Origin of the sequence: Enterobacter sp. Ag1, assembly GCA_000277545.1 — a bacterium.
In the GTDB taxonomy this organism is placed as follows: Bacteria; Pseudomonadota; Gammaproteobacteria; order Enterobacterales; family Enterobacteriaceae; genus Cedecea.
In genome coordinates, this window is the sequence record AKXM01000027.1 from 73,987 (window position 1) to 85,553 (window position 11,567).

An 11,567-nucleotide genomic window follows, 5' to 3' on the forward strand; every position below is an offset into this window, starting at 1 on the left:
GATAACGATGAAAAAGGTATGGCTTCTGGCAGCCTTGCTGCCGCTAACCGCGCTCGCACAGCCGCTCAACACGACCAACAACCCTAACCTGCCGGTCTATCAGAACCCGAGCCAGCAGCGGATGCTGACGCAGATGCAAACGCAGCAGTCTCAGCAGCAGGGGATGTTAAAGCAGCAGATACAATCGCAAAATCAGCTTCAACAACAGCAGCTTCAGACGCAGTTGAACAATAATCAGCAGCGTGTCCTGCAGTCGCAGCCGGGCATGAACCCGCTGCCGAACACCAATGGTGGGATGCTAAGAGGGAATAACGGCGGCATGTTGAAGCCAAACAGTTCAACGCTGCCGCCGCCAGTCACGCCGTAAGGCGTTATGCGGAGAAGTCCGGGCCTATCTCGTCGATGCGGTCGGTACAGATGGCATCGACGCCCCACTGCAGCAGCACGGCCGCGCGGTGGGGAACGTTCACGGTATAAACCAGAATATACAGTCCAGCGGCTTTCAATGCCTTCACCCGAGCCTCATCAAGCAGCTGATGATTCAGGTGAATAGACACGCACTGTAACCGGGTCGTCAGTTCCTGCCAGTCATCACGCCATTCATCCAGCAGCAGACCGCGAGGCAGTTCAGGGGCCGCAAGCTGTGCGGCTTCCAGAGCTTCAATCTCAAAAGAAGAAAGCAGCGGTGCGGTTTGCCCGGTCCACAGCTCACGGGCAGCCAGCGCAACCACTTTGCCGGTTTCGGTTTCCAGGCCGGTGGTTGGCTTGATCTCAATGTTGGCCATCATGCCGTGCTGTTTACAGCGTTCAGCCACCTGAGAAAGCAGCGGCAGCGGCTCGCCCGCATATTCACGGCTGAACCAGCTTCCCGCGTCAACTTTCAGCAGATTGTCCCAGGTCAGTTCGCCGGCAACCCCCCAGCCATTGCTGGTACGCTCGAGCGTGTCGTCGTGGAGCAGAAAGATTTGCCCGTCGCGCGAGAGCTTGGCGTCAAACTCAATCATGGTGTGGCCGTAACGCGCTCCGACGTCGATTGCCGCGAGGGTGTTTTCCGGCGCAAGTTTACCGCCGCCACGGTGAGCGACGATTTTTGGGTAAGGCCAGTTGCTCATAAACGTTGTCCGTTTTTGCCATCAAAGAAGTGCAGATGTTCTTCTGGCAGATGCACCCAAAGCGTGGTGCCCGGCTGCGGGCGTTCCTGATGCCCAAGGCGAATCACCACTTTTTGACCGCCCCAGCGGCCGTGAACCAGGTTATCAGCCCCCAGCATTTCAAGGGTTTCCACCACAATAGGGATGCCACCTGCAGCCTGTGAGCTTAGCGCAATATGTTCCGGGCGGATACCCAGCGTCATTGGCCGGCCAACCCACTGCAGGCGCTGGCTGCCGGTCGGCAACGCATCGCCGCCGTCCAGCTCAAAGCGTGAGCCGTCGATACTGATGTTGCCATCCAGCAGGTTCATTGCCGGAGAGCCAATAAAACTTGCCACAAAGCGGCTCGCCGGGCGCTCGTAAACCTCGACTGGCGTACCAATCTGCTCCGCCACGCCTTTGTTCATCACCATCACGCGTTGGGCGAGGGTCATGGCCTCAACCTGGTCGTGCGTCACGTACAGGCTGGTGGTTTTCAGGCGGCGATGAAGCTGTTGAAGCTCAAGGCGCATCTGCACGCGCAGCTTGGCATCAAGGTTGGATAGCGGTTCGTCAAACAGGAATACCGCCGGATCGCGCACGATGGCGCGGCCCATGGCAACGCGCTGGCGCTGGCCGCCAGATAGTTCGCGCGGGCGGCGAGTTAACAGCGCATCCAGCTCCAGAATACGGGCGGCTTCCAGCACTTTCTGGCGGATCTGTTCTTTGCCCAGACCGCGAATTTTCAGGCCCCAGGCCATGTTCTCTTCCACCGTCATGTGCGGATAGAGCGCATAGTTCTGGAACACCATGGCGATGCCACGCTCTTTGGGCTCCATGTCGGTGACGCGCTGGCTGTCGATCCAGATATCCCCGCTGGTCACCTGCTCCAGCCCGGCGACCATACGCAGCAGCGTAGATTTCCCGCAGCCAGAAGGCCCGACCATCACGATGAATTCGCCATCCGCTACGTCCACGGTCAGCGGCTGAATCACCTGGGTTTTACCGTCCCAGCTCTTGGTTACTGCCTGTAATTTTAAACCAGCCATGAAAGGTTCCTACTTCTCGCTATCAACCAGACCACGCACAAAGGCGCGCTGCATAACTAAAACAATAACAACCGGCGGAACAAGCGTGAGCAGCATCGCTGCCATCACCTGGTTCCACTGCGTCACGCCATCACCGCTGGCAATCATGCTCTTGATACCCGCCACGGCGGTGCCCAGATCGGCATCGGTGATAATCAGCAGCGGCCAGAGATACTGGTTCCAGCCATAGATAAAGGTGATCACGAACAGCGCCGCCAGGTTGGTTTTGGACAGCGGCAGCACGATGTCAAAGAAAAAGCGCATCGGCGAGGCGCCGTCGATGCGGGCCGCTTCCATCAGCTCGTCTGGCAGCGTCATGAAAAACTGGCGAAACAGGAACGTGGCCGTGGCCGACGCCATCAGCGGCAGCGTCAGGCCGGTGTAGCTGTCGAGCATTTTCAGGTTAGAGATAACCTCAACCGTCGGGAAAATACGCACTTCGACCGGCAGCATCAGGGTGATAAAAATCATCCAGAAGAACAGGTTACGCAGCGGAAAACGGAACCAGACGATGGCGAAAGCCGACAGCATCGACACGGCGATTTTGCCGATGGTGATCACCAGCGCCATCACCGTGCTGTTAAACAGCATCCGGCCGAACGGGGCGCTGTTGACCGCCACGCCGTTGGTCCAGATGTAGCTGATGTTTTCCCACAGGTGAGTACCGGGGATCAGCGTCATCGGCGTATCGAAGACGGCTTTGTTGTCCAGCGTCGCGGCAACAAATGCCACGTACAGCGGGAACAGAATGACGATGATGCCCAGAATCAGCATGGTGTGGCTGAAGATAGTCAGCCCGCGACGGTTCTCAATCATTGGTAGCGCACCTTACGTTCAACGAAGCGGAACTGAACCACCGTCAGGACAATCACCAGCAGCATCAGCACCACGGATTGCGCCGCCGAGGAAGAGAGATCCAGCCCGGTAAACCCTTCGCGATAAATCTTGTAGATAAGCGTGGTGGTTGCCTGCACCGGGCCACCGCCGGTTGCCGCGTCGATCACCGGGAAGGTGTCGAAGAAGGCATACACCAGGTTCACCACCAGCAGGAAGAAGCTCACCGGGGCAATCAGCGGCAGCGAGATAAAGAAGAAGCGGCGCACGGGGCCAGCTCCGTCAATAGCTGCGGCTTCCACCAGCGAACGCGGAATCGACTGCAAAGCGGCAAAGAAGAACAGGAAGTTGTAGCTAATCTGTTTCCACACGGACGCGAACACCACCAGGAACATGGCCTGCCCGCTGTTCTGCGCGTGGTTCCAGTTGTAGCCAAACTCTTCCAGCGTGTGGGTAATTAGCCCGCGCCCTGGGTTAAACAGGAAAATCCACAGCACCGCGGCAATGGCGGGTGCAACGGCATAGGGCAGCAGCATCAGCGTTTGATAAAAACGGCTGCCGCGCACCACATAATCCACCAGCGCGGCGAAGAACAGCGAAGCCAGAAGCCCGCAGCCCGCCACCAGCCCGCTGAAGATCATGGTGGTGTAGAAAGAATCCAGATAGTAGCTATCGTGGAAAAGCTGCACGAAGTTATCCAGGCCAACGAAATGGCTGGACAGACCAAACGGGTCAAGGTTTTGCAGCGAGTACCAGAGGGCTTCGCCCGCCGGCCAGATAAAGAAAATGACGGTGATGATCAGCTGCGGCAGAACCAGCGCATAAGGTAGCCAACTTGAACGGAACACCGGGCGAGATGATGACATAGGGTTACTCGGTTAATGTTAGAACAGGCGATGCTTTGCCCCTTAGCACAACGCCCTCCTGTGACAGAGAGCGCGGTACTTTGCCCCCTCCTTTTCGGGAGGGGACGAGGGTAGAACTTAAGACTTGGTAGACTGCTCGAAGCGGCGCAGCAGCTGGTTACCACGCTCAACGGAAGCGTCCAGCGCCTGCTGTGGCGTTTTCTTACCGGTCCAGACGGATTCCAGCTCTTCGTCAACCACGGTACGAATCTGCGGCATGTTGCCCAGACGCAGGCCTTTGGTGAACGGCAACGGTGGCTTGTTCAGCATCTGGCGAGTTGCGGTGTCCGCACCCGGATTCTTGTCGTAGAAGCCTTCTTTACGAGTCAGCTCGTAAGCGGCGGTGGTGATTGGCAGGTAGCCGGTTTTCTGGTGCCATTCAGCGGCGATTTCTGGTTTAGCCAGGAACTGCATGAACTCGGCCACGCCTTTGTAGGTTGGCTTGTCTTTGCCCTGCATTACCCACAGGCTTGCCCCACCGATGATGGCGTTCTGTGGCGCGCCTTTCACGTCTGCGTCGTAAGGCATCATGCCTACGCCGTAGTTGAATTTCGCGTACTGACGAATGTCAGCCAGAGAGCCGGAAGACGCGGTAGTGATCGCGCAGTCACCGTTGTAGAACTTCTCGGTAGACTCATCTTTACGGCCGAAATAGGTGAAGTCGCCCTTCTTGTTCATCTCTTCCAGCAGGGCAATGTGTTTCACCTGCTCAGGTTTGTTGAACTCCAGCACGGCATCAGTGCCGTCAAAGCCGTTGTTTTTGGTGGCGAACGGCAGGCCGTGCCAGGCGCTGAAGTTCTCCAACTGGATCCAGCCCTGCCAGCCGCTGGCGTAGCCACACTTCATGCCCGCTGCGCGCAGTTTGGCGCTGTATGCCGCCACGTCCTGCCAGGTTTTAGGTGGCTGATCCGGGTTCAGACCGGCTTTCTTGAAAGCGTCTTTGTTGTAGTACAGCACCGGGGTGGAGCTGTTGAAAGGCTGGGACAGCAGGTGGCCCGTTTTAGAGTCGGTGTAGTACCCGGCCACGGTCGGGACAAACTGAGATTCGTCGAAGTTGATGCCAGCGTCTTTAAACACTTCGTAGACCGGTTTGATAGCCTTGGAAGCCATCATGGTCGCGGTGCCAACTTCATATACCTGCAGGATGGCCGGGGCGTTACCGGAACGGTATGCCGCGATACCCGCCGCCAGGCTTTGATCGTAGTTGCCTTTATAAACCGGCACAATTTTGTAATCAGGGTGCGTTTCATTGAAACGGTTTGCCAGAGAATCCACTTCTTTACCCAGTTCCCCGTCCATTGAATGCCAGAAAGGAATCGTGGTAACGGCCATCGCCTGGGAGGCAAATGCCAGACCAAGCGTCAGCGCTAAAGCTGTGTGTCGTAACGATGTCATTCGGTTATCTCTCTTGTTGTGCCGGATGCGCGAAATCACGCGTTTTATGCTCGCGAGGTAACATGACACGCTCGAATGACAGAAAAATAACGGCTGGATGACAGAATAGTTACAGCGGAGTGAATGAAATGTTTCTTTGTCGACGGGAGATATATTTTTCTTTCCCCGTGTATTCCCTGAATAATTCAAACTCAACCCATGCTGTTCCCTCTCCCACAGGGAGAGAGTGCAAACAAAAAAAACGGCAACCGAAGTTGCCGTTATGCTTTTTATTAGCCGCCCAGATAGGCGCTTCTTACTGCCTCGTTCGCCAGCAGCGCATCGCCGGTGTCTTCCAGCACGACGTGGCCGTTTTCCAGCACGTAGCCCCGGTCAGCCAGCTTCAGCGCCTGGTTGGCGTTCTGCTCCACGAGGAAGATGGTCATCCCTTCGCTGCGCAGCTGCTCAATGGTGTCGAAAATTTGCTGGATGATGATAGGCGCCAGACCCAGCGACGGTTCATCTAACAGTAACAGACGCGGCTGGCTCATGAGTGCGCGGCCTATCGCCAGCATCTGCTGCTCACCGCCGGACATGGTACCCGCCCGCTGAATGCGGCGTTCGTGCAGACGCGGGAACAGATCGTAGACGCGCTTAATACGCGACTGGAACTGGTCACGTTCGGCAAAAAAGCCGCCCATCGCCAGGTTCTCTTCTACCGTCATGCGGGAGAAAACTCGACGCCCTTCCGGCACAATCGCCACGGCCTCACGCATGATGCGCGCGGTGTGCCAGTCTGTAATATCTTTGCCATCAAACACGATGCGGCCGCTGGTCGCGCGCGGGTCGCCGCAAAGCGTGCCAAGCAGCGTCGTTTTACCAGCGCCGTTAGCGCCGATGAGCGTAACAATTTCGCCCTGTTTAATATGCAGACTGACGTCGTGCAGCGCCTGAATTTTACCGTAGTGGGCGCTCACCTTGTCAAACGACAGCATTACATTTTCCATCTTAAGCCTCACCCAGATAGGCGCGAATGACATCAGGGTTGTTGCGGATTTGCTCCGGCGTGCCGTTGGCTAACGGCGTTCCCTGGTTCACCACGTAGATACGGTCAGAAATGCCCATGACCAGCTTCATGTCATGCTCAATCAGCAACACCGTGGTGTTGTGGTGATTCCGCAGCTCCATGATCAGCTCATCCAGCTCATGGGTTTCTTTCGGGTTAAGGCCGGCGGCAGGTTCATCCAGCATCAGGATTTCCGGCTGGGTCACCATGCAGCGAGCGATTTCAAGGCGACGCTGATCGCCATAGGCCAGGTTGCTTGCCTGGCGGTTAGCGTGCTCCAGCAGCCCGATACGTTCGAGCCAGGTGGCCGCTCTGTCCAGCGCTTCGCTCTGGGCGCGACGGAAGCCTGGGGTTTTCAGCAAGCCCGAGAAAATACCGGTTTTCAGCTGTTGATGTTGCGCCACCAGCAGGTTCTCAATCACCGTCATTTCACGGAACAGGCGAACGTGCTGGAAGGTACGCACCACGCCCATGCGCGCAATCTGCTGGCCCGGTAAGCCTTCCAGGTGTTGGTCGCGCAGCAAAATGGTGCCGCCGGTCGGCTTGTAAAAGCCGGTCAGGCAGTTAAACACCGTGGTTTTACCGGCGCCGTTCGGGCCGATAAGCGAAACAATTTCCTGTGGATGCAGCTCGAGCGAGACATTGTTGACGGCCAGCAGGCCGCCGAAACGCATCATCAGACCGCTTACGGATAACAATGGCTGACTCATGCCTGCTCTCCTTTCACTTGCTCTTTCTTCAGCTTCAGATGCGGACGCGTCATCGGCAGCAAGCCTTGTGGACGCCAAATCATCATCAGCACCATCAGGCCACCGAGCACCAGCATGCTGTACTCGTTCAGGTCACGCATCAGCTCGCGGGAAACCACCAGCAGAACAGCGGCCAGAATCACCGCGAACTGCGAGCCCATCCCGCCGAGCACCACAATCGCCAGCACAAACGCCGACTCGGCGAAGGTGAAGGATTCCGGGCTGACAAAGCCCTGGCGTGCGGCGAACAACGTCCCGGCAAAGCCCGCAAAAGCGGCGCTGATGGTGAACGCAGTCAGCTTGATGCGGGTTGGGTTCAGGCCCAGCGAACGGCAGGCGATTTCATCTTCGCGCAGCGCTTCCCAGGCGCGGCCAAGCGGCATACGCAGCAGGCGGTTAATCACGAACAGAGACAGCACCACCAGCAGCAACGCTACCAGGTACAGGAAAATAATCCTGTCGCTCGGGTCGTAGGCCACGTTAAAGAAATTACTGAAGGTATCCCAGCCGCCTTCGCGGGCGGTACGGCTAAACTCCAGGCCGAAGAAGGTCGGTTTTGGGATCTGGCTGATGCCGTTCGGGCCGCCGGTAATATCGGTGTTGTTCAGCAGCAGGATACGGACGATTTCCCCGAAGCCCAGCGTCACGATCGCCAGGTAGTCCCCACGCAGGCGCAGTACCGGGAAGCCGAGCAGGAAGCCTGCGGCAGCAGCCACCAGCCCCGCCAGCGGCAGACAGGTCCAGAAGCCCAGGCCGTAATAGTGGTTCAGCAACGCAAAAGTGTAAGCGCCGATAGCGTAGAAGCCGCCATAGCCCAGCACCAACAGGCCAGACAGCCCCACCACCACGTTCAGCCCCAGGCCGAGGATGATGTAAATCATGGTTAATGTAGCAATGTCCACGGTGCCGCGTGAAACAAGGAACGGCCACGCCACAGCGGCAACCAGCAGCGCCACCAGGAACAGCTTCTGCTTAGCCGTGGAACCATCCAGCGCCGGCAGCACAAACTTCGGCCCGGACACTTTCTTCATGCCCTTCTGGAACAGCGGGCGCAGCAGTTGGAACACCAGCACCGCAGCGGTGCCGATGAAGACCCATTCCCAGCGCACGGAAGGCGCGCTGTTCACCACCAGTTTGGTGCCGTCCAGGCTAAGCTGAACGCCCATAAATACCGATGCTAAAACAAAAAACATGGCTGCGGAGAGCAGCGAAAAAACAATATGCATCGGTTTCATACTTTCTCAACCTCCGGACGCCCCAGGATCCCGGTAGGCATCACCAGCAGCACCACAATCAGCAGCGCAAAGGAGACGACGTCTTTATATTCCGTGCTCAGGTAGGCTGAAGTCAGCGCTTCGGCCACGCCGAGGATTAGGCCGCCAATCATGGCGCCAGGAATACTGCCGATGCCGCCAAGTACCGCCGCGGTAAAGGCTTTCATCCCTGCCATAAAGCCGATGTACGGGTTGATTACGCCGTAGAACTGGCCCAACAGTACGCCAGCCACTGCCGCCATCGCGGCACCGATGACGAAGGTGAGCGAGATAACGCGGTCGGTATTAATCCCGAGCAGGCTGGCCATTTTCAGGTCTTCAGCACAGGCGCGGCAGGCGCGGCCCATGCGGGAATAACGGATGAACAGCGTCAGCGCCAGCATAGCCAGGAAGGTCACAACCCAGATAACCAGCTGCATGGTGGTGATGGTGGCGGTGAAGTTATCGCTCGCCCCCACAATCCACTGCCCGTTAAACAGGCTTGGCAGAGCGATGTCGCGCGAACCTTCCGTCAGGCTGACGTAGTTTTGCAGGAAGATAGACATCCCGATGGCGGAAATCAGCGCGATCAGGCGCTTGGAGTTACGCACCGGCTTGTAGGCGACGCGCTCAATGCTCCAGCCGTAGGCGCTGGCGATGATAATGGCGCCAATAAAACCTGCGCCCACCAGCATCCAGCCCACATCAATACCGAGCATCATTAACGCGGCGATGATCATGAAAGAGACGTAGCTGCCGATCATATACACTTCGCCGTGGGCGAAGTTGATCATGCCAATAATGCCGTACACCATCGTGTAACCGATGGCGATCAGCGCGTAGGTACTGCCCAGCGTGACGCCGTTAAACATCTGCTGCAGGAAGTAGAGAAACTGCTCGGACATAACTTAACCTTTTAAAAACCCCCGGCGTAGGCCGGGGGTGGGATGACTGTGCAGCCTTCGCCTTACTTCGCCACGGAGGACGAACCATCGGCGTGCCACTGGAAGACACCGAATTCAAATCCTTTCAAATCGCCTTTCTCATCCCAGTTCAGCGGCCCAATCACGGTGTTCGCACCGTGTGCTTTTAAATCTTTTACCAGCGCAGCAGGATCTTTGCTGCCGGTGCGGTCCATGGCGGTGGCCAGAGACTGAACTGCCGCGTAGGTGATCCACACATACGTGCCGCTCGGGTCTTTCTTCGCCGCTTTCAGCTCATCAACGATAGCTTTGTTGGCCGGATCCTGGTCATAGCGCTTAGGCATGGTGACCAGCATCCCTTCGCCCGCAGGGCCAGCGATATTGGACAGAGAAGCGTTACCCACGCCTTCCGGCCCCATAAACTGGGTTTTCAGGCCAACGGCGCGTGCCTGGCGCAGGATCTGCCCCATTTCCGGGTAGTAGCCGCCGTAGTAAACGAAGTCGATATTTTCTTTCTGCAGACGCGCCACCAGAGTGGAGAAGTCTTTGTCGCCGGCGGTGATCCCGTCGAAGAACACGATGTTTGCGCCGCCTTTTTTCAGGCCATCCTGCACGGAGCGCGCCAGACCTTCGCCGTACTGCTGCTTATCGTGGATGATTGCGATGCGCTGCGGCTTAACTTGCTCCAGAATATATTTGGACGCCGTTGGACCCTGGGAAGAGTCGAGGCCCGCGGTACGCATGATCATGCCGTAGCCGCGCTGGGTCAGCTCAGGGTTGGTCGCGCCCGGAGTGATCATCAGGATGCCTTCATCTTCATAGATGTCTGAAGCCGGCTGGGTGGAAGAGGAGCACAGGTGGCCGATAACGTACTTCACGCCGTCGTTAACGATTTTGTTGGCAACCGCCACGGCCTGTTTTGGGTCGCAGGCATCGTCATATTCAACGCCAACCAGCTTGTCGCCTTTGATCCCGCCTTTGGCGTTGATGTCTTTGATAGCCTGGCGAGCACCGTTAAATTCCATGTCGCCCCACTGCGCGACCGGGCCTGACATTGCCCCGACAACAGCCACTTTGATATCACCCGCGGTTGCCGCGTGAGACACAGCCAACGCCACCAGCCCGGCCAGTAATGTCTTCGCGTTCATCTTCATTCGTTCCATCCCCATAACTTGGTTAAAAAGCACTCAGTACCTTTTATAATCAATGACCATTTTTATCAGTGCCGTTAAGGAGTTAGCGGTAAATTTTACAATTTATCAGACTAAACTCTCTATTTTTCAGGCGATTAAGTAGAGATAATATTCTGTATTTCGCCATAGTTAAACAAAAAAAAGCACCAAAATCAGCATAAAATAGCGGTACAAAGAGCCGAACAATTCACTGGATTTTAGTGCTTTATCCTGGTCAGGATTCAATCTGCCGCGTTAAAGGCTGGCTTATCTTTTCGCTAAAAAGTAATCAACTGCTGAACGGCATAAAAAAGATAAAGCGTCTGAGGCAAATAAATTGGTTACACTCGGGGTTTTCCCGCTTTTTGGTTAGGTCACTTATGAAACTCACTATCATTCGTCTGTTTGAGTTTAGCGCTCAGGATAAAATTGACCTCGGCAAGATCTGGCCGGAATACTCCAGCGGTTCACTGACCCTTAGCGACAATGAAAGGATCTACGCCGCAAAATTTAACGAACGCCTGCTCGGCGCGGTGCGCGTCACGCTCACAGGGGATGCCGGAGCGCTGGATTCTCTGCGCGTTCGTGAAATTACCCGCCGCAGAGGCGTGGGGCAGTATTTGCTGGAAGAGGTTATGCGGGATAACCCGGCGATTAAACACTGGTGGCTGGCAGATGTTGGCGTTGAGGATCGTGCCGTGATGACGGCGTTTATGCAGGCTTCCGGGTTCTGCGAGCAGAGCGGCGGTTGGGGGAGGTAAGCGGGTTTCCCACCTGCATCCTTGCAGCAGATAAGTCGCTCTATGAAGGTACGGCTTTTCCCTCATCCACAACGTCGCTGCTTGTTTACCCTCTCCCTACAAGGGACAGGGAATAAACAATATTCCCGTCGGCCGTTTTCCCCCTCTCCCTCTGGGTGTACAGTCCGGGGACATGGTAGACAGGTGTTCGCAGACATGGTGAACACTTTTTAACATCCTTTACCCATGGTGATCGACTTATTCTTCAGGTCGATCACCCCCACCTTCGTGCTGTACCACCACACTTCATAACATCCGTCTTCCATCGTCTCT

At 56.5% G+C, this 11,567-nt stretch carries 13 protein-coding genes; 2 read left to right on the forward strand and 11 right to left on the reverse strand.

The features are described from left to right. Positions 1 to 7 precede the first annotated feature (7 nt). Positions 8 to 367, forward strand: coding sequence for a DUF2756 family protein (locus A936_RS11500; RefSeq protein WP_008457926.1), 360 nt, complete (start codon positions 8 to 10; stop codon positions 365 to 367). Positions 368 to 371: 4 nt separating this feature from the next. Here A936_RS11500 and ugpQ read toward each other — a convergent pair whose 3' ends face one another. From ugpQ to livK, 10 genes are all read right to left on the reverse strand, one after another. Continuing rightward, on the reverse strand, positions 372 to 1,112 hold the full coding sequence (gene ugpQ / locus A936_RS11505) for a glycerophosphodiester phosphodiesterase (protein WP_008457928.1): 741 nt from the start codon (positions 1,110 to 1,112) through the stop codon (positions 372 to 374). Further along, positions 1,109 to 2,179, reverse strand: coding sequence for a sn-glycerol-3-phosphate import ATP-binding protein UgpC (locus A936_RS11510; protein WP_008457931.1), 1,071 nt, complete (start codon positions 2,177 to 2,179; stop codon positions 1,109 to 1,111). The genes ugpQ and A936_RS11510 overlap by 4 nt, the downstream gene beginning before the upstream one ends. Before the next feature lie 9 nt (positions 2,180 to 2,188). After that, positions 2,189 to 3,034 (reverse strand): sn-glycerol-3-phosphate ABC transporter permease UgpE, encoded by an 846-nt coding sequence (gene ugpE / locus A936_RS11515; protein ID WP_008457932.1) that lies wholly within the window; start codon positions 3,032 to 3,034, stop codon positions 2,189 to 2,191. Continuing rightward, entirely contained in the window at positions 3,031 to 3,918 is an 888-nt protein-coding gene (gene ugpA, locus A936_RS11520; protein WP_008457934.1) for a sn-glycerol-3-phosphate ABC transporter permease UgpA, read from the reverse strand. Before ugpA ends, ugpE begins: the two co-directional genes overlap by 4 nt. 117 nt (positions 3,919 to 4,035) lie before the next feature. Further along, positions 4,036 to 5,352, reverse strand: a complete 1,317-nt coding sequence (gene ugpB / locus A936_RS11525; protein ID WP_008457936.1) for a sn-glycerol-3-phosphate ABC transporter substrate-binding protein UgpB — start codon at positions 5,350 to 5,352, stop codon at positions 4,036 to 4,038. Between the two features lie 272 nt (positions 5,353 to 5,624). Beyond that, positions 5,625 to 6,338, reverse strand: coding sequence for a high-affinity branched-chain amino acid ABC transporter ATP-binding protein LivF (gene livF, locus A936_RS11530; RefSeq protein WP_085938903.1), 714 nt, complete (start codon positions 6,336 to 6,338; stop codon positions 5,625 to 5,627). Position 6,339: 1 nt separating this feature from the next. Continuing rightward, on the reverse strand, positions 6,340 to 7,107 hold the full coding sequence (gene livG, locus A936_RS11535; RefSeq protein WP_008457941.1) for a high-affinity branched-chain amino acid ABC transporter ATP-binding protein LivG: 768 nt from the start codon (positions 7,105 to 7,107) through the stop codon (positions 6,340 to 6,342). Continuing rightward, positions 7,104 to 8,381, reverse strand: a complete 1,278-nt coding sequence (locus A936_RS11540; protein ID WP_008457943.1) for a high-affinity branched-chain amino acid ABC transporter permease LivM — start codon at positions 8,379 to 8,381, stop codon at positions 7,104 to 7,106. The genes livG and A936_RS11540 overlap by 4 nt, the downstream gene beginning before the upstream one ends. Continuing rightward, positions 8,378 to 9,304, reverse strand: coding sequence for a high-affinity branched-chain amino acid ABC transporter permease LivH (gene livH, locus A936_RS11545; protein WP_008457946.1), 927 nt, complete (start codon positions 9,302 to 9,304; stop codon positions 8,378 to 8,380). Before livH ends, A936_RS11540 begins: the two co-directional genes overlap by 4 nt. Positions 9,305 to 9,366: 62 nt before the next feature. After that, positions 9,367 to 10,476, reverse strand: a complete 1,110-nt coding sequence (gene livK, locus A936_RS11550; protein WP_008457949.1) for a high-affinity branched-chain amino acid ABC transporter substrate-binding protein LivK — start codon at positions 10,474 to 10,476, stop codon at positions 9,367 to 9,369. 398 nt (positions 10,477 to 10,874) lie between these two features. On the opposite strand from livK, the gene panM reads away from it, so the two are divergent. Next, positions 10,875 to 11,255, forward strand: coding sequence for an aspartate 1-decarboxylase autocleavage activator PanM (panM, locus tag A936_RS11555; protein ID WP_008457952.1), 381 nt, complete (start codon positions 10,875 to 10,877; stop codon positions 11,253 to 11,255). A gap of 209 nt (positions 11,256 to 11,464) precedes the next feature. Here the strand turns inward: panM and A936_RS23755 are convergent. Then, a partial coding sequence (locus A936_RS23755) for a hypothetical protein (protein ID WP_008457954.1) occupies positions 11,465 to 11,567 on the reverse strand: 103 nt, incomplete at its 5' end.